The sequence below is a fragment of the Anaerobacterium chartisolvens genome, from assembly GCF_003337415.1.
Taxonomy (GTDB): Bacteria; Bacillota; Clostridia; order Acetivibrionales; family DSM-27016; genus Anaerobacterium; species Anaerobacterium chartisolvens.
Map to the genome: position 1 here is coordinate 65,345 of NZ_QPJT01000019.1, position 24,343 is coordinate 89,687.

Annotated in this window: 21 protein-coding genes; 19 read left to right on the plus strand and 2 right to left on the minus strand. The window is 38.7% G+C overall.

Features of this window, described 5'->3' with window-relative positions; all coding sequences use genetic code 11:
* Position 1: 1 nt before the first annotated feature.
* Entirely contained in the window at positions 2-220 is a 219-nt protein-coding gene (locus DFR58_RS15430) for a hypothetical protein (protein ID WP_114298750.1), read from the plus strand.
* On the opposite strand, the gene DFR58_RS15435 is transcribed toward DFR58_RS15430, so the two are convergent.
* Positions 186-1,283: a GerAB/ArcD/ProY family transporter gene (locus DFR58_RS15435; protein WP_114298751.1), complete on the minus strand. Its 1,098-nt coding sequence runs from the start codon at positions 1,281-1,283 to the stop codon at positions 186-188. The two genes, DFR58_RS15430 and DFR58_RS15435, sit on opposite strands and share 35 nt — an antisense overlap.
* A gap of 697 nt (positions 1,284-1,980) precedes the next feature.
* Here DFR58_RS15435 and DFR58_RS15440 point away from each other — a divergent pair.
* From DFR58_RS15440 to DFR58_RS15515, 16 genes are all read left to right on the plus strand, one after another.
* A complete protein-coding gene (locus tag DFR58_RS15440) occupies positions 1,981-2,979 on the plus strand; it encodes a hypothetical protein (protein WP_114298752.1) in 999 nt (332 codons plus the stop codon).
* Positions 2,972-3,640 (plus strand): hypothetical protein, encoded by a 669-nt coding sequence (locus DFR58_RS15445; RefSeq protein WP_114298753.1) that lies wholly within the window; start codon positions 2,972-2,974, stop codon positions 3,638-3,640. Before DFR58_RS15440 ends, DFR58_RS15445 begins: the two co-directional genes overlap by 8 nt.
* A 3-nt stretch (positions 3,641-3,643) precedes the next feature.
* A complete protein-coding gene (locus DFR58_RS15450) occupies positions 3,644-4,459 on the plus strand; it encodes a P-loop NTPase family protein (protein ID WP_114298754.1) in 816 nt (271 codons plus the stop codon).
* A 3-nt stretch (positions 4,460-4,462) separates the two neighbouring features.
* Positions 4,463-6,328 (plus strand): ATPase, T2SS/T4P/T4SS family, encoded by a 1,866-nt coding sequence (locus DFR58_RS15455; protein WP_242987673.1) that lies wholly within the window; start codon positions 4,463-4,465, stop codon positions 6,326-6,328.
* The gene (locus DFR58_RS15460; RefSeq protein WP_114298755.1) at positions 6,321-8,336 is read left to right on the plus strand and encodes a hypothetical protein; all 2,016 of its coding nucleotides are present in this window, start codon (positions 6,321-6,323) and stop codon (positions 8,334-8,336) included. Before DFR58_RS15455 ends, DFR58_RS15460 begins: the two co-directional genes overlap by 8 nt.
* Positions 8,337-8,374: 38 nt before the next feature.
* Positions 8,375-8,845 (plus strand): hypothetical protein, encoded by a 471-nt coding sequence (locus DFR58_RS15465; RefSeq protein WP_114298756.1) that lies wholly within the window; start codon positions 8,375-8,377, stop codon positions 8,843-8,845.
* 33 nt (positions 8,846-8,878) lie between these two features.
* Positions 8,879-9,346: a hypothetical protein gene (locus DFR58_RS15470; protein WP_114298757.1), complete on the plus strand. Its 468-nt coding sequence runs from the start codon at positions 8,879-8,881 to the stop codon at positions 9,344-9,346.
* 9 nt (positions 9,347-9,355) lie between these two features.
* Positions 9,356-9,883 (plus strand): hypothetical protein, encoded by a 528-nt coding sequence (locus tag DFR58_RS15475; protein WP_114298758.1) that lies wholly within the window; start codon positions 9,356-9,358, stop codon positions 9,881-9,883.
* Positions 9,870-10,859: a hypothetical protein gene (locus tag DFR58_RS15480; protein WP_114298759.1), complete on the plus strand. Its 990-nt coding sequence runs from the start codon at positions 9,870-9,872 to the stop codon at positions 10,857-10,859. The genes DFR58_RS15475 and DFR58_RS15480 overlap by 14 nt, the downstream gene beginning before the upstream one ends.
* Before the next feature lie 196 nt (positions 10,860-11,055).
* The gene (gene essC / locus DFR58_RS15485; protein WP_114298760.1) at positions 11,056-15,645 is read left to right on the plus strand and encodes a type VII secretion protein EssC; all 4,590 of its coding nucleotides are present in this window, start codon (positions 11,056-11,058) and stop codon (positions 15,643-15,645) included.
* Positions 15,646-15,702: 57 nt separating this feature from the next.
* A complete protein-coding gene (locus DFR58_RS15490) occupies positions 15,703-16,542 on the plus strand; it encodes a hypothetical protein (protein ID WP_114298761.1) in 840 nt (279 codons plus the stop codon).
* A 5-nt stretch (positions 16,543-16,547) separates the two neighbouring features.
* Positions 16,548-16,784, plus strand: coding sequence for a ubiquitin family protein (locus DFR58_RS15495; RefSeq protein ID WP_114298762.1), 237 nt, complete (start codon positions 16,548-16,550; stop codon positions 16,782-16,784).
* Positions 16,785-16,818: 34 nt separating this feature from the next.
* Positions 16,819-17,157, plus strand: coding sequence for a WXG100 family type VII secretion target (locus DFR58_RS15500; RefSeq protein ID WP_170138180.1), 339 nt, complete (start codon positions 16,819-16,821; stop codon positions 17,155-17,157).
* A gap of 133 nt (positions 17,158-17,290) precedes the next feature.
* Complete coding sequence (locus tag DFR58_RS15505; RefSeq protein WP_114298764.1) at positions 17,291-17,587, plus strand: WXG100 family type VII secretion target; 297 nt, start codon at positions 17,291-17,293, stop codon at positions 17,585-17,587.
* A gap of 79 nt (positions 17,588-17,666) precedes the next feature.
* Complete coding sequence (locus DFR58_RS15510) at positions 17,667-18,824, plus strand: AHH domain-containing protein (protein WP_114298765.1); 1,158 nt, start codon at positions 17,667-17,669, stop codon at positions 18,822-18,824.
* A gap of 23 nt (positions 18,825-18,847) precedes the next feature.
* A complete protein-coding gene (locus DFR58_RS15515) occupies positions 18,848-19,387 on the plus strand; it encodes an imm11 family protein (protein WP_114298766.1) in 540 nt (179 codons plus the stop codon).
* 312 nt (positions 19,388-19,699) lie between these two features.
* On the opposite strand, the gene DFR58_RS15520 is transcribed toward DFR58_RS15515, so the two are convergent.
* Positions 19,700-21,541 (minus strand): P-loop NTPase family protein, encoded by a 1,842-nt coding sequence (locus tag DFR58_RS15520; protein ID WP_170138181.1) that lies wholly within the window; start codon positions 21,539-21,541, stop codon positions 19,700-19,702.
* Positions 21,542-22,157: 616 nt separating this feature from the next.
* Between DFR58_RS15520 and DFR58_RS15525 the strand changes: the two genes are divergently transcribed.
* The gene (locus DFR58_RS15525; RefSeq protein WP_114298768.1) at positions 22,158-23,420 is read left to right on the plus strand and encodes an S-layer homology domain-containing protein; all 1,263 of its coding nucleotides are present in this window, start codon (positions 22,158-22,160) and stop codon (positions 23,418-23,420) included.
* A 1-nt stretch (position 23,421) separates the two neighbouring features.
* Positions 23,422-24,343 (plus strand): hypothetical protein (locus DFR58_RS15530; protein WP_147273191.1); only part of this gene is annotated, 922 nt, incomplete at its 3' end.

Consider the following 24,343-nt stretch of genomic DNA (forward strand, 5'->3'; position numbering starts at 1 on the left):
TATGTTCTTACTGGTTATATGTGTATTTGCTGCTATAGCGCTGATTGAAACAGCTCCTTTGGTAAAAGCAAGGCAGGTAAAGAAGCTGATATTGTATTTGTGCATTTTCCTTCCCGCATTTATTCTTACTCTGCTGCTGAGCTTGGGTGTTAAGCTAAGCACCCCGGCAAAGCCGATGGGCGACTTCATTGACGCAATTGCGAAAATTTTTTCTTCCTGAATTCCACTACTATAAATGTAATTATAGGAATTATTATTATATACGGTATGGAATAGGGCACAAGAGCCTTTTTAAGCCATTCGGTATAATCCGGAGCACCCTTATAGAAAAAAAGAGAGCTGCAGTAAAGCAAAAGCCCTACGGGAGTCACAATAAATTTGTAATCACTATCAAGGCCAAAGCTGCGTGCAATAGCCTTGCAGCACACAGAAAAATATACCGCTGATTTCACAAAAGCCCCTAAAATAAAAACAATTGATAAAATCAGCTCAAGCCCGTGCAGGTACGTACCTACGGAAATTCTTGAGGCAGATAAATACGTGGGATAATACACATCGGAGGCCAGATTTATTCCTAATACCATCACATTCGACACCGAAATAGAAAATACCACCAGAGCACCTATTGCAGAGCCCGTCAAAAAGACTTTGTATGAAGCTTTTGGTGTGCTGAATTTTTGAAAGAATGCCGAGAATACGACTATTTCACCAAGAGGGAAAATAAAGGCGGATAAGGAGCCGTACAGTATGTCGAATATTCCTTCCTGAAAAGCGGGAAGAAGATTTCCGAAGTTCATTTGGGGAATAAGCATAACTACCAGCAGAATAATAGAAATCAGGGTGGGCAAAAGAAACATAGCCGAGAACCTGCTTATAAGCTCAACTCCTTCCTTAACCATCCATATGCATATAAAGGTGATAAATACTGCCAAAAAGGGATTGGGAGTAGTGGGCAAGGCTGTTATTCTTATAAAATGAATGAGGAAGGTATTGATTAAAACGACAACATAGAATGCAGATATAATATATACTGCGTTTATGAGCTTTGAAATTATTTTTCCGAAGCACACCTCGAATATTTGAAAGATGTCCATATCGGGAAAAAGCCGCTTTATTCTGCCTATCATAAGTGACATCAGGACTGTCATAGCGTAGCATATAAGTATACCCAGCCATAAATCTTTTTTTGCCTCCAGTGCAAATATTACCAGAGACGAGGTTCCTGTTATATACATTACTATTACGGATATACTTTGCTTGTCGGTCACATTGCCTGTATACAAATAATCTCCTCCACAAAGCTTACAATTTTAAAAACAAGAATATTGTTTCGGATTTTTTGATATTTTATTCTTCTTATACAAATGCTTTTTAAGCTTAAAAATTAATTCCGATTATTCTTGAATTATTTTAGAGGATGTGGTAAATTACTTCTATAGATGTTAAAATATGTAGAAGTAATATTTTTAGACAACATAATATTGCATAAAAACAGCTCAAATTCAAATATTCTAACAACAATATATACATAAATCTACATGCAAAATTCCTTGCTCACCAGTGAAAAATTTCAATATAAGCTTATAAATGTATTTACGTGTAAAAAAAAATGGTATATAATCAAAAAGGAGGATATAACGTAAAATTATACTACAGAAGATTTTTTAATCAGATTTTAAATATAAATATCAACTGTATTAAATGTTGTCGAGCTTTTGAATTTAAAATAAGAATATCAATATTTAACGCCATCTTAAAAATGCATATAAGATGATAAATATAATATAAATACCATTGCCGCGGACAAATTTATGGTTAATTTTTAAATAACAGATATTTTAAAAGGCGGGACATTTATAACGAAAGGGCGGTGCTGCCATGCCACAAGAGGTGTAGCTTGTGCCGTACAGGTAATGTAAGAGCTGAAGCGTTGCAGAGGGCTTTATTTATTTTATGATTTGCAGATGGGAGGACTTTTAGATGGCGTTTGTCAAGAAGAGAAATAAGCTTTTTAAATACGGTATAACACTTGCAATTTGCGCAGTCGGCTGTTTAACTCTGGGGTTTGCGGGATATTTTGCATATACGGGCTTTACTAACGGGGTTAAGCAGGGATATGAGGAAAAGGTCAGGGAACTGGAGCTTCAGAGGAATAACGACAGGAGACGGGTCTTTGTTGCCAAAGAAAAGATAACCTTCGGAGCAAGGCTTGACAAGGAGCTTTTCAATGAATCGGAAATTATTTCGAACCTTGACCCGGAGATGTTTATGGGTGAAGTCGATTTTGGGAAGTATGCAAAAAGTGAAATGCCTGAGAATGTTCCTGTTATGAAATACATGGTTTCGGAGGAGCAGCTTCAGGATGATGTAAGAGAGCAAGAATTCAATATGTTTTTGCTTCAAAGCAATCTGGAAAAGGACAAGTTTATAGACTTGAGAATAATGTTTCCCAACGGAGAGGATTTCATTGTGCTTTCAAAAAAGAAGATAAGAAGCATTGATATATCTAAAAACACCATATGGTGCTGGCTCAATGAGAGGGAAACGGTAACGGTAAGCAGTGCCATTGTAGATGCTTACATAAATCAGGGCACAAAGCTTTATGTTGTCACATATGTTGAGCCGACGTCTCAGGCAGAGGCTACACCTACATATCCTGCAAACATCCATGTAATGAGTCTTATGGAAACAAACCCTAATATTTTGGATCAAGCTAAGTTGTATCTGGCGGAAGAGGTTCGTAAAGCTTTGGACAAAAGGCTTGAAAATATTAATCCTAAGGCTGCAGTTTCCAATTATTCTGTTCCGGGTGCATACTCAGTGCCTGTGCCGAATATCAGCAATACTGATAAGCACGAGGACAGGGAACTTCTTGAGGATGTATCCACAATTTCTGAACAGCAGATGACACCGCAAGAACAGGAGCAAGGTGTGGATGATCTTTCAGAAGCTGATTTTGGGGGTGGCAAGGATGGATGAAACTATTAAAATAGGATTTGTAGGAAGTAAAACAGAAGATATAATTCTCTATATTTCAAGGATACTGTTCAATATGGATATGAATATTGCTGTTATGGATACTTCAGAACAGCAGTTGCTAAAGTATTCCGTACCAGAATCTATTCCAATAAACCTTCTTACCTCGTATAGGAATGTGGACTTCTATATTGGTTGCTGCAATAAGGAGAATTACAAAAAAGTCGATATAAGTAAATATAATGTGATAATTATAAACTTTGGACTTAACCCCGCATTTGTAAAGGAGCTAATGTCCTGTAGTCTGAGATTTGCTGTGACAGATCTGGAAAGATCCAGTGTTTTAAGACTTAAGGAGTATTTAGAAATGCTGGATTGCTCCTATGAGTTTATAAGAATATACAGGGATGTGGTAGACAGCAAGATCGACAAAAGCTATCTGGATAGTCTGCTTGACATAGCAACAGTTGTCAAGGAATACTATTTCTATATTTCCGAAAAAGAGCTTTGCTGCAGGCTGGACAGCCAGTATAATGACATTTTCAGATTCAGTGGGCTCCCAAAGGAATACAGTGCTATGTTTAAAGATATTCTTGTGGATTCTTTGAGCTTTAACCGCAAGGATGTGGAAATGGCAATTAAAAAAGCGGAAAAGGGGAAGTAGTATATGCGTATAGCTTTTTGGAGTAATGTGCACGGGCAGTCTGCTACCACCAGCAACATGCTTTCTATTGCTTTAGTAACTGCGCTTGAATACAGGCTTAAAATGCTTATCACCCATAATCATTTTGAAAAGAGCACCATAGAATCCTCGTTACTGGATAAAAGATATTTGAACAGTGAGCTTATGGAGCTGTCTGACAGCGGCATTGACGCACTGGCCAGATTTATAAAGTCAAACAAGCTGGACAAGGACAATATCGTAAATTATACAACAAGCATACTGAAAAAAAAGCTTGATCTGCTTATGGGTACAACCAATACAAATAAGGATCTTTATATGCATGATCTTAATAATGTTATGAATCAGATATTAAGTCTGGCTCAGGAATTTTATGATGTTGTTTTCATTGATGTTTCTGCGGGCTATAATGAGCTTTCAAGTAAAATATTAAAGTATTCGGATATTATAGTTGTTAATCTCAGCCAGAACTCAAGTGTGCTGGATGACTTTTTCGAAAGGCATAAGGAGGGGCTGGAGAATTATATTTTCCTTATAGGAAGGTACGACATGGACTCCCGATATAACACAAAGAACATTATGAGAAGGTATGGCATAAAGAAAAATATTGCTGCTATCCCTTACAACATAGAATTCAGTGATGCCTGTTCCGACGGGAGGGTGCTTGATTTCTTCCTTAAGAACCTGTCCGCTAAAAAGGATGATTTGAATTACTGCTTCATCAATGAGGTCAGGAATGCCGCAAGGCTCATATTGGCACATACAGGCATAGATATTACTACAAAGAAAATAGGTGATTAGGCTATGATGAATACTCTAATGATTATTTTGATTCTGGCCGTTTTTGCCGGAGGGGTATTTTGGTATTTTAATAAGAGCAAGAAAATTATCCATGCTAAATATGACATTGAGGAAGATATGTTTAGTGTGGAGTTTCTTGTACAGAAAGTTAAGGATACATTTAATAATATATTAAAGACCAACCTTTACGAAATGAATCTGTCAAAAGAGGAGTTTGCAAAAAGAATTCAAAATAAAAGCCAGCTCAGGCTTGCTTTAAAGAACTGCACATATGGAGATATAAATGCTAAAAATTATATAAAGGATTTTATAAGGGATATTCTTGTTAAAAATTACAAGATAGACGAAGTCAATATAACAAAAATTATAAATTTTGACAACCCAAAGGAGTTGAGCATACAGGACAAGTTTGAAATACTGATGCATATCTACAAAATAAAAAATGGTTACAGGGCATTAGAAAAAATAATTATGGATAATGGGCTTGACAATCCCAAAACAGATGAATATGGACAGCCTTTATACGTAATAAAAGCTGATGAAATAAACAAAATATATAATAAAAATGCTCAAAGATTGGCTACATTTGAGGATCGGCTAAGTATTGTGGTACAGCGAATATACCAACTGTACAAGGGCTATGGAGTAATTGACGAAATAAGGGATATGAAAATTGACGGGGTTTCAGGGGGAGTGTCGGGTATTCCTCCAAGCTTTTTTCAGGAATCCGAGCTCAGTAGCGAGGTATTCAGCTCTCTTCCCGCGTCCTATGACAGTGTGTGGATATTCTTTAAGGGAAAAACCATACATCTTTCCTTCCTGAGCTTTGGGACAGAGTACGAATTGATGCGTGTATGCAAAAATATATACCGCTACAACAACCCGGGACAGTTGTCTGAGTCAAACGGCTACAAGGTAAACGAGATGAAGGACGGAAGCCGTATAGTCGTAGCCAGGCCGCCTTTCTCGGAGTCTTGGGTATTTTTTGTAAGAAAGTTCGACAGTGTGGACAAGGCTGTCCCTGAGGATCTTATTGTCGATAAAAATAAGCAGCTTCCCATAGGATTTGTAAAATGGCTTATAAAGGGCTGCAGGATTACCGCAATAACAGGATCACAGGGAACAGGAAAGACTACTCTTCTGATGTCCATTGTAAGGTTTATAAATCCGACCTTCACATTAAGAATTCAGGAGATGGCCTTTGAGCTTCATTTAAGAAAGCTCTATCCCTTCAGGAATATACTGACCTTCAGGGAAACCACAACGGTTTCAGGCCAGGAGGGGTTAGACCTTCAGAAAAAAACCGACGGTACTGTAAACATATTGGGAGAGGTTGCCGATGCCAAGGTTGCCTCGTGGATGATACAGATGGCTCAGGTTGCCTCACTTTTTACTATGTTTACTCACCATGCCAAGACCACCGGCAATCTTGTGCTGGCCTTGAGAAACTGTCTCCTGCAGACAGGAGTTTTTAACAACGAAAAGATTGCTGAGAAGCAGGTGGCGGACGTAGTAAATTTTGATGTGCACCTGAACAAGGACATAAGCGGGCACAGGTATATTGAGAGAATAACTGAAATCATACCCTTAAGTCAGGATATAGAATACCCCGAGGGGTATAAAGGAATTGAGAGGCATGAGGAAAAGCAGGATAGCTTTCTTGACACAATGAAGGAGTATTTTGTGCGGGTGACGGACAGAAAGGTATTTGAAACAAGGGATATTATAGTGTGGGAAAACGGTGAGTACAAGGCGGGAGAGCCTGTAAGCCCTGAGTGCTACAGCGAAATGGCGAGGCATATGACCGGGGGTGAAAGAGAAGAGTTTAAGGCTTTTACCCTTTTGAATTGGGGAGTGAGCTATGAGTAACAATACTATTATAATTATACTTGCAGGCATACTGGTTGCAGCGGTTTTATTCCTTGCGGCGGCGCTTCTTACCGAGCGCAGGGTAAAAAGCAGAAATGCGGTTAAGGAAAGGCACGGAAGCGGAAAAAACTTCTGGTATTCCTCATATCTGTATTTCAGCAGGCTTTTCATAACTAAAAACTATATAGCAAGGGTGAGAAAAAGAATCCAGATAATGGAGCTTGCCGATAACTGGACGATCGGGAGAAGCACTATGAAGTTCGCTTTTATGTCTTTTTTTTCAGCACTTCTTGTGTTTGTAATCCTTGCTGCGCTTGGAAGAGACTTATACTTCTTTGTAATAGCGATTCTCACTGCTGTTATAGTACATGACCAGATATTGGGCCTGTTTGTAGACCGGGTTGAGAACAAAATAATGGTGCAGTTTGAAAGATTTTTAGGAGATGTAAGGCATAACTTTCATGAGCACGGAATGATTGATGAGGCTATTTTTGACTCTATAGAGAATTGCGGATATGAAATGTCACTGCATGCTCACAGGATATACGAGATTCTGACGGCAAACGATGTTGAGGAAGAAATAGAAAAGTATAATGAGGTGGCTCCCAATAAGTTTTTCAAGACATTTATCGCACTGTGCCAGACCATACTGAGGTTTGATGACAGAAAGGTTGACGATAAATCAATGTTTCTTACAAACCTCAATTATTTAAAGCAGGAGATAAATATAGAGCTTTTAAAAAGACAGAAGCTCAACTACCTGTTTAAGAGCCTGTCCATAATCGCAATGGCTCCTATATTTACTATTAAGCCTATGGAAATGTGGGCGGTAGCTAATCTACCTGAATTAGTTAAATATTACAGCGGTGCTTACGGGTTTGTAGAGCCAATAATACTTTTTGCACTTGTTATACTTTCATACCAGCTTATAAACAAGCTCCAGAGTAACGTTCAGACAAGCAGGACACTGAGTGTCCTTGAGGATAAGCTTTTGAGCATAAGGCTTGTTTCAAAAACAATGGACAGGCTTGTAGACGCTAACTACAGCAAAGCCTCAAGGTATACCGAACTGCTTAAAAATACAGCCTCTGAGTCAGGGGTCAATGCTTTTTACCTCAAGCGCATAATATACGGGAGTGCGGCTTTTGCCATAAGCCTTTTTGTGTTTTTCAACGTTTACTCAATCACAAGGTATAACATACTCAATTCCGTAGGAGCCGATATGGATAGGGAGACCCAGAGCACCAACAAGGAGGCTGCCGATGAGATGAGGGATCTTGACAGGGGCATACTGCTTAAATATAAGGGTACAACCCCGGCACTTGAGCAGATCCAAAAGGAAATACAAGAATCAGGAGGAATCAGGGACGCGGACATGTCGGCTTCAGCCTCTGAGAGGATATATAAAAAGCTTGTTTCATATAACAATCAGTACTTTAAATGGTGGCAGCTTTTAATTTGCTTCCTTATAGCCTTTATGGCTTATAATATACCCTACCTGATACTGGTATTCAGAAAAAAGATACTTCAGATGGGGATGGAGGACGAGGTTATGCAGTTCCACTCAATCATAATCATGCTTATGTATATAGAGAGGATAAGCGTAGACAACATACTCCAGTGGATGGAGCAGTTTGCAGTGATTTTTAAAGGCTCTATAAGCAGGTGTATAAATAATTTTGAGCACGGTGACATAGAGGCCTTGGAGCAGCTCAAAATTGATGAGCCGTTTCTTCCGTTCACAAGGCTTGTGGAGAACCTTCAGGCCGCATCCGATAAGATATCGGTTCAGCAGGCATTTGATGAGCTTATCATTGAAAGGGGGTATTATCAGGAAAAAAGAAAGCAGGACAATGAAATGATGATTGCCAGCAAGGCGATGTACGGTAAGATGATAGCCTTTACTCCTCTTATAGCCACATTGCTTCTGCACATGCTTATTCCTTTTTTGCTGGAAAGCATGAACCAGCTTTTAAATTATTCAGAACAGCTTAGAGACATACTTTAAAAATTTTTATTTAAGAATATTGAAGGGAGATAATTTTTATGGAAAATGCAACTACAGCCATTAAAATTGGTGCTGCTATAGTAATAGTAATGGTGGTGGTGACAATAGGCTTTATGGTCTTAAGATCAGGGCAGGATACTGCAAAGCTTGGACTGGAAAAGCTGGGGCAGGTTAACAGCGATCTTGATACGGCAGAGGTCAGCATGTATGAAGGCTCAGTCGTATCGGGGAGCGAGGTTTTAAATTTCATAGAAAAAAATAAGAAGGCTTCATTTGGTGTAAAGGTTATTACAAATTTAAATACGGCTGGCGTATGCTATATTAAAGAAGTAACGAGTACAGGGGGAATAGGAAATGATATTTCAGAAAGTGATACTGATAATTATATTAACATTGCTAAAGACGTAAAGAGGGCTACTTATATTAATCCTAACGGAAGGTTTCTGGGTAAAGTTTACAAAAATGCTAATGGAGCAATAACGGGGCTTCTATTTACACAGCAGACATAAGACCATAATATATGGTATGCAAGGGGTGTTTCTATGAGCGACAATCTGGCGGATTTTCTGTTTGAGGTGTCATGTATATTTATTTTTACGGTAGCCATTTCCGTGTTTATGCTTATGGGCAGCGGCACAGCTAGAAATATCGCTCTTGTTAAGGAAAGTCTTGTGCAGGATAATTTGTTGTATGAGAGCAATGTGGATGCCAAGGAGGTTACTGTATCTGGAGCCGAAATCATCGCAAAGGTTTACGGGGGAATGGATGTGGATATTTTTGTTAACGGAGGGGTAATAGCAGAGGAAAGCATGGCAAACACTTATTCCGGATTTGAAAATGAAGGGAATGAAAATGAAGGGAATTTAAACAGCGCTTTTACAGATATGGGAAGCGATACGGAAAAAGATCCGTTTAACGGTATTAGAATAAATCCCAATGACACATACAGGGCAAAGTACATAATAGATGCCGGGGGAAAAGTCACAGGGATTGAATATATAAGGGTGTGAGGTTTTAAAATGGGTGAATCGCTCAGCAAAATTATAGCCCTGTTTCTTTCGGTGCTGCTTTTGTTTATATTTCCCATATTAAATATGTTTGAAAATCAAGATGACACAACAAAGGTTTTTGTACTGAATGAAACAGCTAAGTTTGTGGATTCTGTGAGAAATCTGGGCTATATAACACCGGATATGTACAGGGAATTTACCCGGAGGCTTTCTGCTACAAACAATATTTATTCCATACAGATGGAGCATTATCATAAGAGATATGATCCTCTGGACAGTGCGGGAGCTTCCGAAAATAAGTTTAACATTAATTATAGGGGTACATATACGGAAAGCATAATGTCTGAGCTTTTTCCTGCCTCATCTGCTGCTGACCCCAGATATAAGCTTGGAAAGGGCGACTATTTTGCTGTAAGGGTAAGAAATGAAAATAAGACTCTGGCTACTAAAATACAACAGATGCTGTATGGCGCAGACATGGCTGAGGCAAAAATCATAATCAATTACGGGGGGATGGTCAAGGATGAAGATTACTAATCTTGCCATCGTTTTTGTAATAATAGTTATTCCTTTTATTTTAATTTCCAATCTTAAGCTGTGGGATATGAAGGCAGTATCCATAAAGACGCTGGAAATCAACAAGCTGCTGGATGCAGCATGTGAGGATGCGGCTTCGGCACTTATTGGGAGGGGAGAGGATGGCAGGATTACGATAAACAAAGAGCAAGCTGTTGAAGCTTTTTTTAATTCACTGTATATAAATTTTGATGTTTTGGACAATTCAATGCTTAAAAGAAAAATACAAGGCTATGTTCCGGTCATTGCGGTGATTGACTATGATGGCTATTATATATTTTCGCAGGAAATATATACGGGGGCTTTAGGCTTTAGCGAGATAAAGCATGTATGGAAGCCCAAAAAAATGTTTTCATATTCTGAAGGGACATATGTGTATTCCTTTACATTAGATGATTATTTAACGGTGTACGATGTCACAGATCCCGATAATAGGGCCTATGAGGGAGCTTATGAGGATATTAGGCTTTTGCATGCAGGGAGTATTATAGATACGAGTGAGTCTTTCGACCGTGTGAGAAGAAGCACAATTGTTGAAAGCATTAAGGATGACATAAACTATTATATAAACTTGCATAACCGTATTGCATTAAAATACGGTATTACATATCATTTTGCGCCCCCTCTGATACAGGATGAGGACTGGTACAGAACTATAGATGATGTGGGTGTAATCGCCTTTTTTCAGGGAATACCGATAGGGACTGGAGGGGATGTGTTTAACAGCTTTGCTGTCGGAGGAGGAAGGCTTGTAAAGCATGAGGGATACTATGTTGAGTCTGAGGCCACCAGCCTGATACAATACTATCACAGGACAGGATGTGTGGATTTGCCCTATAATAACGGAAGAGTAGATAAGGATAAGGTTGATATATACGGCAGCAGAAAGGAATGTGCTGAAAAAGGGTATTATCCTTGTCCTAAATGCAATCCATAAATAAAGGAAAGGTATAAAATATTCTCATATATATGTTTTGAAATAAGATTATATATTTATAGAAACTTGGGATTTATTTTAATTTGATATAAAAAACACAATATGATACAATTATAAAAAAATAATACATAGTTAACATACAAATATATTTAAATATTGAGAAATATCTCAGATTTAACTATAGGGGGGACTTTTCTTGGAAGAAATTTTACTGCATATATACCATGGAGACTTTTTTAATGAGGTAGATGTAGGTAAATTCAATAAGGAAGCAATTTCAATAGGCAGTGATGAATCTGACGATATTTTTATACAGTCAGAATTTTTATATCCTTCCAGTGTAATATTCGAAAATAGACTAGGTGCATGGGTCATTTTAAACCCGGCATCAAGAGGTGTATTCTACGGCGAAAAGCTTATAGATCGGAAAACAGTGGAAAATGGGGACGTTTTTACTGTCAGCAAATCTGTGCATTCAGGGGAAGACATTAGAATAGTGGTTTTAGACAAGGCATGTTATCCTAATAAATCGTCTAAATATCTTATTAAAGACCTTATAGATATTAAAATAGGCAGTGCTTCTGATAATGATATAGTGTACGGCAACAGCTTTGTGCATAACAGGCATTGCGTTATAAGGTGTATGAGAGACAGGGAATATTGTATTGAGTCATGTGAAGGCCACATTGTACATATAAACGGAACAAGAGCGGAGAGAAAGAGCTTAAGCCCTGGGGACACAATATATATAGGCGGACATAAAATTGTTTTTGACAGGACTTGGATAACGGTTTTTCATTCGGATACATTGATTTCGGTAAAAAATTTAAAAGAAGTGCTGTCAATCGAATCGATATACCCATATTTTCAGCGTTCACCAAGGCTTGAGCCTCAAATGCCAATAGAAGAGGTATCCATACCCAGTGCTCCTCAAAAGCCTAATAAGCCTAATACGGGACTATCCTTCTGGCTCCAGCTCTTTCTTACGCCGATGGTTACCTGCCTTGCGGCATTTGCGTATCCTCGCTCTCTTATGTTTACTGTTCCCATGGCTTCAGCTACGGTAATTATATCGCTGTCAAATTTTTTTTCCCAAACAAAGGAATATAAAAAGAGAGACAGGTTGAGGAATGAAAAATACTCTTCTGCTATAATGAAGATAGATTATAAGCTTGAAAATATGAGAGCGGAGCAGAAGTCAATACTTTTAAGAACACATCCGGAACCTGAGGAATGTGTACAGATAGCAGAGGAACGTTCAAGAAGGCTATGGGAAAGGGCAACTGACGACAATGACTTTATTGATGTAAGGGTTGGAATAGGTGACGTTCCTCTGATGGCAAAGATAAAATATTCGGTTCCCGAAATCAACATAGATGATGATCCGCTTTTAGATAAGCCTCAGGTGATTTTTGAGAAACACGCAATAGTCGAAAAGCTTCCTATAACTGTAAATTTGTATGAGGCGTGCACTGTTGGGGTTATAGGCATACGGAGTAATGTAATTGCCATGATAAGGAATATACTTATAAGGCTTGCTGTACATCATTCATACGATGAGGTCAAGTTTGTATTGATATTTCCTCAAGAGGAATTGCATGAGTGGAGCTGGGTAAGGTGGCTTCCCCATGTATGGGATGAGAATTATAAAAATAGATTTGTAGCATGTGAGGCTTCCTCTGCCCACGATATAATGAATATGTTCAACGATCTTTTGAAAAAGAGGGAATCAGACCTTGAGGAAAAGAAGGATGAGCAGCAAAGGCTTATTCCTCATTATATATTTATACTTGCAGATAAAGCGGCAACTGAAAATGAGCCTGTTGTAAAATTGCTTATGAAGAATAACAGTCTTCTCGGGGTATCTACAATACTTGCATTCGATAAAATGCAGTATCTTCCTAAAAATTGCAGGTATATACTTGAACTGGTTAGTGAAGCTACAGGGCTTATATATGAGAAAAAGAAATCCTCTCACAGAATTAATTTTACTCCGGATAAGATATCCGCTGCTAAAAGTGAATTTGTTGCAAGAAGGTTAGCCCCTGTAAGGCTGAAGCAGGTAGGGGCGGAGCAGGAAATCCCTGTTAGTGTTCCTTTTCTTGAGCTTTTTGGAGTGGATTCTACTGAAAAGCTGAATATAAAAACCAGATGGGAGGGAAGTGAAACATTTAAGTCGCTTGCAGTACCACTTGGCTTGCGTGAAGGCGGAGACAAGCTTCTTCTGGATTTGCATGAAAAATATCACGGCCCTCATGGACTTATTGCAGGAACTACAGGTTCAGGGAAAAGTGAGCTGCTTCAAAGCCTGATACTTTCTCTTGCAGTAAATTTTCATCCGCATGATGTAGCATTTGTAATTATAGACTATAAGGGTGGAGGAATGGCTAACCTTTTTGAGGATTTGCCTCATTTAATAGGGACAATTACAAATCTTGACGGAAATCAGATTACAAGATCCCTGGTTTCCATTAAAAGTGAGATAAAAAGACGTCAGGAAGTTCTTGGAGAATATAAAGTAAATCATATTGACGGATATCAGATGCTCTATAAAAAGAAGGAGGCGCAAAATCCTCTTCCGCATTTGATAATAATAATTGACGAATTTGCAGAGCTCAAGTCTGAACAGCCCGAATTTATGCGTGAGCTTGTAAGTGCTGCCAGAGTGGGAAGAAGTCTTGGAATACATCTCATACTTGCTACACAGAAGCCGTCAGGTGTTGTGGATGATCAGATATGGAGCAATGCAAGATTCAGACTCTGCCTTAAGGTCCAGGGGAGGGAGGACAGTAATGAGGTGCTTAAAAGGCCGGATGCAGGGGATATAAAGCATCCGGGAAGGGCATATCTGCAGGTAGGGAATAATGAAATATTTGATCTTTTTCAGTCTGCCTGGAGCGGTGCAAAATATAATCCCGGGAGCGAAGGAGCAGGGACAGGTGAAAGATTACTTCTTAGAGTAGGTCTTGAGGGAAGCAGGAGGCCTTTGTTTTCATATGAAAAGAGCAAGGGCACGGGAAACTTAGAGACGCAGCTTAATGCTGTCATTAAGCAAATAATGAAAACAGCCTCGGAGCAAGATATAGAAAGGTTGAATGGGCCATGGCTTCCACCGCTTTCAGATGTAATTTGGCTATGGGAGCTTCTTGGGATGGAGCCAGACAAATGGGATGGGTGTACGTGGAGAGATGCTAAGGATTGGATATGTCCTGTAATAGGCTTTGCGGACAGTCCTTCCGAACAAAAGCAGTATCCTGCATTTCTTGATCTTGGCAAGGAGGGTCATGCTGTTTTATATGGCGCTCCCGGTACGGGAAAGACAACATTCCTAAGTACGGTGATAACATCCTTGGCTATTACATATTCACCCAAAGATGTAAATATATACATTATGGACTTTGGAGGAAGAACCTTTAATACTTTTGGCTGTCTTCCACACGTAGGAGATGTAGTAATAGGTGAGGATGAAGAAAAGCTGTCCAAGCTTGTAAAGCTTCTTAAAAAGGAGATAGATAAAAGAAAAAAAATATTTTCTGATATAGGTGTTACCAATCTTTCCTCTTTCAGGGCTGTTTCGGAGAATAAGCTGCCTGCAATTGTGCTGATTGTGGATAACTATTCTGCCATGTCTGAGCTTTATCCGTACATGGAGGAGGTGTTTGTGCAGCTTTCAAGAGAAGCTGCGAATTATGGATTGCATCTGGTTGTTACTGCAAGTGCCATGTCAGAGCTAAAATATAAAGTGTCACAAAACTTTAAAATTTCTGTAGCCCTTCAAATGACAGACAAATCGGATTACGTGAACATAGTAGGGAGAACAAGCGGACTTGAACCGTCTCCGGTAAACGGCAGAGGTCTTATAAAAATGGGAAAGCCTGTTGAATTCCAGACCGCTTTGCCGTTCCCAGGAAAAAATGAGGCTGAAAGATCTCAGGAGATGAGAAAATGTTTTGAAAGAGTAAGCGGTAATTGGGAGGGAAAGAGGGCTAAAAAAATACCTGTGATTCCTGAAGTTATGTCTTATAGGGAGATGCTTGAATATGAAGAGATTAAAGAGAGCATATGCGGCCGGAATCTTATACCTTTAGGGCTTACAACAGAGGACATGGAGCCTGTGTTTTTTGATTTTGGAGATAGCTCCTCAATACTGGTAGCAGGACAAATCCAGAGTGGAAGAACCACTGTTCTGAAATGCTTACTAACAACAGTATTAGAAAAAGATGCTGAAGGATTATATCAGGTGAATATAATAGATTCCAATAATATGGGACTTTATAAATATAAAAGCATTAATAAAATAGCTTCATATTCTTCGGATGCGGCGGACGTGTCTGCTGTAGTAAGTGAGATTATACTAAAAATAGAGAATAGAAAAGAGCAGCTTTTAAATAAAAGAATGGATTCAGGAGGAGAATTTGACGAGAAGAGCTATATCGACAGTGTACCAAGGATAATTGTTTTTATAGATGAGTACAAAGATTTTATGGATATGGCAGATGATGATACAAAAATGAATCTTGAGAAGCTCGTAAAGAGGTATAAGGGTCTTGGCTTATGCATAGTGATATCAGGTCTGGATGATGATATATCAAGTAATAGCTATGACAGCTTTACAAAAGCGGTCATAGACAATCAGACAGGTCTGCTTACAGGTGGGAGCTTTGAGCAGCAAAGGGTTTTCAGCACAAAAATGCCCTATTCTGAGCAGGGAAATATACTTGGTACCGGAGAGGCTTATTATATTTCAAAGGGCAGGTATGTTAAGCTTAAGCTCCCGCTGATATAAGGGCTATTTAGCATATTTAGGGAATAACTTTAAAAAGAGAGAAGGAGTTTTGTACATATGAAAGAGCCAAAAACGGTAAGCTGTATAGTCAGTTCAAAGGAGTTGGTATTTCTTGCTGCTCTTGTAAATGCCGAAGAGCTTATAGGAATAGAAAACCCATATAAAAATTTTACTGAGAGCGGCATAAAAACGGAGTGGGAGATTATTCGGAAGGAGCTCAGTGAAAAAGGATATATAAAGCTTGAGGAAGGAAAAATTGTCATGGACAGGTTTATATATGCCGCGATTGCTATATGCTGCTTCTGCAAGGCAATTATACAGGCAGAAATGTACGAGGGGAGAAATGCAGTTTCCGTACACAGAATTTATTTGTCTCAGGGTGCATGTATACACCTTTACAAAGTACCCGGGCAAAAAGATATTTATAGTGTGAGGCCCATTGTGGAAAGTTCAGAGCTTTCAAATATTATAAAGCAGTGTACTATTCCGCATTACGATTTTCGTATAGACAACCAAAAAGCGCGTATATCAGAAACACAGCTTGATAATATATTTAAATGCATTAAAGATGGGAGCAATTCGGGGAGTGAGCTGCTTAAAGACAGCGGATTGTCCGAGGATGCAGCGGAGTCTCTTTTAAAAGCATTAGCAGGATCTGACGTGCATGGATCTTTAATTGTAAAAGAATATAAGGAGAACTATGGAGGCAAAGCCACAGCTTTTAAGCTTCTAAAGGATGAAGACAGACTATGGGTTGCAGAGTTCTTATATCAAAAGGGGAATTACATTGAATTCTTCAGTGTAAGCAGAAAACAGGCAGAAGATATAATAGACGAGCTTGCTGAGGATATTGCAGAGAGGTATATATTAAGCAGAAATTCCGAAAGAAAGGTATAAGTTGTATGGATACTGTGATTTTTACAATAAAATCTGGTGATGGAAGGGAGCTTATGGATATTGAAGCCTCCTTCCATATTACAGCTCAGGAACTGGCTGCTTCTCTGGAGAATTATATGGGCGAAAAGATAGATTTTTTATTTGCCGAACCTCTAGGCAGAAGATTATCCTTTGAAGAAACTCTGGGAGAAGCAGGAGTATGGGAAGGGAGCTGCCTGATAGTTGAGGCAGGAGGGGTCTAGACGTTATGTCAGAAGTGGTGGGAGGTGTTTTTGTGTGGGACGTTATGTAAATGTGGATTATAACAGGCTGTACTATGCAGCAAAACAAATTTTAAGTAAAGCTGATGCTCTGGAGAGGGTCGATATGAGGGCAAAAAGTGCCTTACAGCAGGTAAGCTATATATGGCAGGGGTATTCACAAATTGCTTACAGTACCTGTGAAGACAGATGGAGGGCATATTTGGGAAATATGAAGAACAGCTTGAGAAGCTTAGCAAGATCTTTAAACAGTATTGCGGATTATTATGAAAGAGAAGATAAAAGGCTTGAGGCTGAAGCAAGAAGAAGAGCTGAGGAAGCCAGACGCAGGCGGGCGGCACAGAGTCTTAAATAAAATAAACCAGAGGATAAAAAAGCATGTAATTTTGTATAGTTTTCGGATGACTATGTTTTAGCAGGCATTCGTACTGCAGGCGATTCTTTAGACTCCGGATATTATAAATAAACTGAAAGGACGGGAAAATATTATGGCGACAGGAACAATCAGGATAACTCCTGAACAATTGAGAAGTGAGGCTAAAAGACTACAAGGCTTTAATGATCAGCACCAGCAGACCTTTGATCAGATGGGGAAATTGATTGAGGGTCTTAGAAGCCAGTGGGAGGGACAAGCTGTGGAAGCGTTTCAGCAATCCTTCAACAGTGCGAAAGCAGAACTGAATAAGTTTAAGGTGTCTATAGATGTCTTTGTTGCCAATATGAACAAATCAGCACAAGCACTTGAGGATACAGACAGAAATTTAGGCGCTCAGATGAAAGTCTAAGGGTGTTGGAATATCAGAAAACGGTCAAATTTTATTTGGCCGGCTTCTGATATCTGAGCTGCTTTAGGGAGAAAATAAGATGGGAAAAATATATATGAAGCCGGATGAGGTAATAGGCCTTGGGGGCAGGATTAAGTCCATAGTTGCTGAAATAGAGCCTATGGTCAGAGATGTGGGAAGCATACTTGAAAGTCTTGAGCCGGAGGTTAAAAAGAGGCTGGGAGGCACAGAATACCGGATTGCAGATGACCTGTATATGCTGTATAATATGGGTATGGACTTAGGCTCTATGGCGCAGAAGGCAGGTCGGAGCTTTATGGATGAGGACAGCTTTCTTTCCCGTGATATGGAGGCTGCGCTAAAGGGAATGGAGAGTGTGGCGAAAGAGGTTGCATGGCTTAATTCCTCTGACAATGCAAGAATGGGGGTTGACGGAAGCCTTAAGCAGCAGTTTTATCGTAATGTGTCACTTGAGATGAATGAAAGCGTGGCGAGTCCTGTAGGAGATTATTTGCTTTCCTCAGTAAAGCAGGTAGTGCTGGGGGATTTTACGGATGACATGACACTTTTAGGTACGGGGCTTCAGGTGCTTACTGGTATTGTAGGGATAGACCTGCCAGCGGATATAAGGGACTTAACGGCAAGTCTGGTAAACTGGGAATGGTCTGGGGAGCATATTTTAAATTTTGCGTTAAACCTCGTGGGGGTAATACCCGTTATAGGCGCATTAAAATATCTGAAGTATGCGGATGAGGCAGCGGTAGCGATTAAAGGCAGTGACAGGATTGTCACAGCTTTAAAGAATAGTGATGAGCTTTCGACTGTGTTAAAAAAGGGTGATGAGGCGGTTTTAGGCTCTAAGGAAGTCTTAAACGGTGGGTTAAAGACCTTATCCACACCAAGCTCTAAAGTCTTACGTCAAAATATGATTGAATCAGGAATTAATGTTCCGAATTACGCTAATGCAGCTCATCATATAGTTGCAGGAAGTTCACCTAAAGCTGCTGAAGCTAGAGCGATTCTTCAAAAATTTGGAGTGGACATTAATGATGCTACTAATGGGGCATTTCTACCAACTGTAAAAGATGTGGCAGAAGGCGCATATCATCCAAGTCTGCATACCGATTCGTATTATAGAAAAGTTACGGATTTATTATCTGGAGCAAAAAGCAAGAATGACGTATTAGATATCTTAGACGACATAGCTGATCAGTTATCAAAAGGAACATTCAAATAGTATACAGTATGGAGGTGGATAGCATGAAAATTTGGCTGCTAGACTGTGATGTTGATAATTACGATAATTTGACATGGAAAAATGATATAGATATTGATGAAGTACAGACTTTTGATGGAAGACAGAAGTTGATGAATTGGAACCCTGTTCAAGTAAAAAGAATGTATGATAGGGAATTTAGCAATTCACCTGGACTTTCATCACATATACCGATATTTGACAAGAAGGCTGTCGATACTCTCAAAGATTTATTAATTGGGAATGCAGAAATACTCCAACTAGATTGCGAGGGCTGGGAATTTTATGCAATTAATGTAATTAAAGTTTTAGACTGCATTGATTATGATAAATCAGAGTATAAAACTTTTAGAGATGGCAAACGAATTATGAGATTTATTAAATACGCTTTTGATATTTCAAAAGTAAAAAATGAGCATTTGTTTAAAATTGTTGATGAACCATTGCGTCGTCCCTTTGTATCCGATGAATTTAGAAATCGTATACTCGAAAATAACCTTACTGGATTCAAATTTGAGCTTGTTTGGGATAGTGATAAAAACTAATAATACAAACAGATGTACAATATTGGTTATTTCGAAAAAAATTGATTAACAGCCACCTGAACAGCACCTAAACTTTAAATCCGTTTGATTACCAAATACAATAAAGCTGAATTCCCGGTCAAAGAACTTTCCACCTAAGTGGTCATCCTTTAGCGGGAGTTTGCCATGTATTGAGCGGTGCGCAGCACTTTGTGACAGTGGATGAAATACTGAAAAGTAAGACGGAATATGAAATGCCGGAAACGAAATAGATACGGCTCCCGCTGCAGCTATTTAAGTATAAAAATGAGGACAACTTTTCTGAATTTTAAGTTATGATAATTTAATGGAATCGTGAGCTCGTTTAAAAAAATCCAGAAGGCCTTTTTTGGGGGGAGACTCAAGCTTGATCCCCAGAATTTCGGAGAATACATTTTTTACATCCTCGGACGGGATAAAGGGGTTTTTATTAAATGGCAATGTATATACCTTGTTTTTTACAAATCCCTTTATATCTCCTGTTTCATTTCCTGAAATGAATGGTATAACATAAATCCAACTGTTATTTAAATCATAGCTTCTGGAATAGGTGTGGAACCTTCTTATTTCCTTTACCTTCCAATCGGACCCATGTCCCAAAACTATTTTTTTATTGGCTCTGGAAAAATCATCAAGCTCTATTCCATCTTTAAAACATCCGAAATCCAGAAGTATAAAGTCGTACTTTTCTTTATGGGTCAGTACAAATTGTGAATATTCAATTCCCCAAAAGTAGTCAACACCCTTGTATGTAAAGAATTTATCAGGAGCGTCAGAATCACTTATATTGCTTTGAAGCTCTTTAAATGACATGCTTTCGTTAAGCTCTACGATAGCCACATTATAATTTATTGAGAGATAATGAGCAAACATTATTGCAGTATGTGTTACGCCTGTGCCATAGCCTGCTCCGGTAAATGCTATCTCATTATTTCCCACGGCTACATATTTTATAGGCTGAGTATTTCCATTTGTATTATTTGGTTTTGGCAAGCTTGCATCGGGAAATACCTCTGAAGGGACTAATTCTCTTATCAGTCCCATAAGGCTTTTGTCAAGCTGCTCTTTTACCTCAATCAAGGCATATGGAATGAAATTGCCTTCAACACATTTTTTTATTGTTTCATTACTAAGAAAAGGTACGTTTATATAATCTATATCTCCAATATCTGAAATGACTTTGTTCCTGTCTGAATCACTGCACCATTTATTTATTATATATTTTACCTTGCCGGTATTCTGGAATTTTTTTACTTGTCTTACCATGTCAACATCAAAATCCTTATAGCCGGAGTCTATTACAAGCAGCAGCATATCCATTTCGTCAATTATTTCCTGTACAAGCTCATGCTTGAAATGATGACCTATGTCAATTATATTTATAGAAGATTTTTTTGAAGCATATAAGAGCTTCATAATCATATTATAATTCCATTTGTCAGAAAGAAATTTACGAGAATCAGGTACTATATATGCTATTCCATCGGATATATTTTCTCTGTTTTTTTCGATTTTCTCTCCTTCGGCCACAGCATTATGAAAGGAATAGAAATCATAACCCAATTTTTTTTCCAGTCCGGCTCTGCCAAAGATTGTACGTGACAGTGGAAGCTCAATGACACTGGGGAGTACTCCATGCTCAGAAAGCATCTTTGCCAGATTAAGCGTTACGAAGGTGGAGCCTGCGCCGGGGGTAAGATTGAGAACACCTATGAGATTATTTTGTATAGCAGTATAAACCTGTCTGTAGACAGGCACTTCAACCATTTTCTCGGATTGGTGCTTATCTTTTTTTCTTTGCTCAACAGGATATTTTTCATTAAAAGTGCTTTTTTCATCCGGCATACTTTGATAAGACTTTACAGTAGACTTAATAATATTCAGAATATCGTCAAAGTCTCCTTCAAATGGAATTATATTTTCAACACCCTTACGGTATAAGAAATCAATTGCCTCATCTTTCCACCAGAGCCTCACGTCTATAATTGCCAGATCATATTCTTTGGAGGCTATTTTTTCTTTAAAAGAATCCAGATCTGTAACAAAATCATCCCATTGTATGTTAAATTGTTTTAAAATATGTACTATTCTGTCATAGCTGTCTCTCGATTTCATGCAGCAAATTGAGTGTGGCATATCTTTACATCACATCCTTTGTTATAATTATATAGTAAAATTATTCATTGGTAAATATCTATGCAATAATTGTTGTGAATAGCTTGTGATAATTGTTAAAATGCTTAAGTCTCGAAATTAAGGGCATGCGCTATCCTTTTCTTATCCCTTTCACAACGCATTTTTAATTAACCAGTATAACTGATTAAATTTAAAAAAAAGGGATCGTTGCATTAACTAATGAAATACTTAATTCTGCAACGGTTTCTTATGTTTTTTGGGATGACAATAAATTAGGATTTTTCATTTTGGGTATTATTGAGAATATCAAGTAATTCTTGTTACGTCATAAGGCTTTCATCCTTTGATACCTACAATATCGGAATAGTTTCGGAAAGTCGGCATCAGAAACCAATAAAAATAGGTATTATGAATTGGTTAATTCAAGTTTTTACTCATGAGTAAGATAAAATTCTGCTAAAACCATCTTTACCTCATAGATAGACTGCTATATAATTGAAGCAGAGGATATTATATAGAATAATGCTATAAATTACTTGGTATACAATTCAGAAAATAAACAAAGAAAAGCATTCAGCCTCCTCATAAAAATATTAACAAATAGGAGGATCCCAAAATGAAAAAGATATTATCCATGGTGCTTGTATCTATACTGCTTTCAGGCATTATTACAACATCTACTTTCGGTGCGGAAAGCTTCAGCGATATCCCTGACAACGCATATTATAAAAATGATCTGGATTATATGATGAAGGATTCAAGGAAAATATTTGAGGGCTTTGCCGACGGAACCTTTAAGCCGGAGAATCCCTTTACACTGGCACAGCTTATGAAATGCATAGCGGTTGCCAGAAATGATGAGATACCTGAAAGGCGCAATGGAGAAAAGTGGTATATCCCATATGTTAAAACGGCAATAATGAACGGATGGCTGAGCGGAGGAGAATTTGAGCTGAGTGATTATGAAAGAGCGGCTAAAAGAGGAGAGATGGCCATGCTGCTGGTAAGGGCCTTCGGGGAATACAGCTTCCGTGAGGCAAACAAGGTAAAGACCCTTATAAAGGATTATAATGCAGTACCGGATAAATATAAGCCTTACGTAATAAAGTCTTATGACATAGGGCTTATAGGAGGTTATAGCGACGGAAGCTTCGGGGCCGAGGATAATTTGGTAAGGGCTCAGGCGGTGGCAATTATAAGAAGGTTTATAGATCCTTCGGCAAGGCTCAAGCTGGAGCTTGAGGGTGTTGAAGCAGATAATACGCCTGATTTGAGCGATCTGGTATACAGGATCAATCCCGATATACCTCAGGAGCTTTATGAGTATGAGTATAGGAAAAGTGAAATTACAGGCTTTATTGGTTCTAATAAGTGGAGTGTCGAGAGATATGGATTAAAAAAAGTAACTGAATTTATGAATATAGGAAAGCGGTATATGGAGACTTTTTACAATGTGGATTACCGTACATATGACAAGGCTCAATATATTGAAAAGCTTAAGTGGTTTTTCATGCCTCAGACAAGATGGAGAGCAGATGACGGGATAACAAGGCCTATAGAGGAACATATACAGTATTGGGCGGATATGGTGGAGGAAAAGAATATTTCCATAAAGAGTGAATTTATAACCGATCCTTCACTAGTATATGCAGCGCATGGGGAAGTGGTAAGAGGACAATTGAATTTTTCAGTAAAAAGCTGCAGTGACATGCAATGGTTAAAGAATTATACCATGCTTGGAAATGTAACCTTAAATAAAGAATATACTTGTGCTTTTGAAGTTGAATTAGTAAACATGGAATTAAAAGAGGGATGGGAACATGCCTCAAGAGTAATGAACAATGAATACCTTCTCACAGAAGTCAGTGAGGTAGATTAATATGAAGAAAAAATTATATTCTATATTCATGGTGATTTTTATAGCGTATATAGTCTATACAAGTGGTTATGCAGGAGGAGACAGTTATGCAGGTGAGCCATTGAAGTTTGAGTCTGACGGCTCGCTTACAATGACGACATATGATCAAAAGGCGACAACGGATATAAGATACAGAACCATAGGCTGGACGATCTACAGTGAGGACAGGACAAAATCTGTAGTAATACAGTTTGAGGAGTCGGAAAGCGAATATATAGATGAGGATGGGGATGGATATAAGGAGAAAGTGAGAACATATTTTAAGATAGACAAAGATATAATATTCAACCGAATAGGAGCAGTGGATAAGGAATGGCAGGAGGAGCTGTACCGCGAGGGGGGAGACCTTATCTTTGACGGTGTGCTTACCATTGTTGAATATGATGGAGAAGTTGAAAAGAGGCGGTTAGGCAGGCTTACCAACGGGGGGGACAACTATGAAGAGGAGGTATACTTTACACTTGATGGAATTAAAAATGCCCGTATCTGGGGAAGCTCCGTAAGCTTTGATAGTCATTTCAATAAAAAGGTACATCTTGACAGGCATCCTGAAATGCTGGATGGCAATGTTGAAGTAAAGCATTTCCTCATGGACGGCAGCGCAATAAGCAGGTATGATTACTCGGAGCAGGTTGAAAGCGGGGAGCATCAATATACTGCCAGACAGATAGCGGGACATGAATGCATGGGAGTAAAGGTGAAATATGGTGAAAGTGCCGAGGGCTCTATGCAGATCTCTGACAGCGTAATACTGTCATTAGATGACTTATTTTCCACGGCCTGTATTTACTTTTATTACCAAGGATCTGAGAATACAGGCAAGAGCGGTGAGGATATAGATCCAGAGGCTACGGGAGTTATAAAGGCGGATGATATGGGCAGTG

Coding starts and splice junctions, on each gene's coding strand:
- DFR58_RS15430 (WP_114298750.1), top strand. CDS start 2: ATGTTCTTACTGGTTATATGTGTATTTGCTGCTATAGCGCTGATTGAA.
- DFR58_RS15440 (WP_114298752.1), top strand. CDS start 1,981: ATGGCGTTTGTCAAGAAGAGAAATAAGCTTTTTAAATACGGTATAACA.
- DFR58_RS15445 (WP_114298753.1), top strand. CDS start 2,972: ATGGATGAAACTATTAAAATAGGATTTGTAGGAAGTAAAACAGAAGAT.
- DFR58_RS15450 (WP_114298754.1), top strand. CDS start 3,644: ATGCGTATAGCTTTTTGGAGTAATGTGCACGGGCAGTCTGCTACCACC.
- DFR58_RS15455 (WP_242987673.1), top strand. CDS start 4,463: ATGATGAATACTCTAATGATTATTTTGATTCTGGCCGTTTTTGCCGGA.
- DFR58_RS15460 (WP_114298755.1), top strand. CDS start 6,321: ATGAGTAACAATACTATTATAATTATACTTGCAGGCATACTGGTTGCA.
- DFR58_RS15465 (WP_114298756.1), top strand. CDS start 8,375: ATGGAAAATGCAACTACAGCCATTAAAATTGGTGCTGCTATAGTAATA.
- DFR58_RS15470 (WP_114298757.1), top strand. CDS start 8,879: ATGAGCGACAATCTGGCGGATTTTCTGTTTGAGGTGTCATGTATATTT.
- DFR58_RS15475 (WP_114298758.1), top strand. CDS start 9,356: ATGGGTGAATCGCTCAGCAAAATTATAGCCCTGTTTCTTTCGGTGCTG.
- DFR58_RS15480 (WP_114298759.1), top strand. CDS start 9,870: ATGAAGATTACTAATCTTGCCATCGTTTTTGTAATAATAGTTATTCCT.
- DFR58_RS15490 (WP_114298761.1), top strand. CDS start 15,703: ATGAAAGAGCCAAAAACGGTAAGCTGTATAGTCAGTTCAAAGGAGTTG.
- DFR58_RS15495 (WP_114298762.1), top strand. CDS start 16,548: ATGGATACTGTGATTTTTACAATAAAATCTGGTGATGGAAGGGAGCTT.
- DFR58_RS15505 (WP_114298764.1), top strand. CDS start 17,291: ATGGCGACAGGAACAATCAGGATAACTCCTGAACAATTGAGAAGTGAG.
- DFR58_RS15510 (WP_114298765.1), top strand. CDS start 17,667: ATGGGAAAAATATATATGAAGCCGGATGAGGTAATAGGCCTTGGGGGC.
- DFR58_RS15515 (WP_114298766.1), top strand. CDS start 18,848: ATGAAAATTTGGCTGCTAGACTGTGATGTTGATAATTACGATAATTTG.
- DFR58_RS15520 (WP_170138181.1), bottom strand. CDS start 21,541: ATGCCACACTCAATTTGCTGCATGAAATCGAGAGACAGCTATGACAGA.
- DFR58_RS15525 (WP_114298768.1), top strand. CDS start 22,158: ATGAAAAAGATATTATCCATGGTGCTTGTATCTATACTGCTTTCAGGC.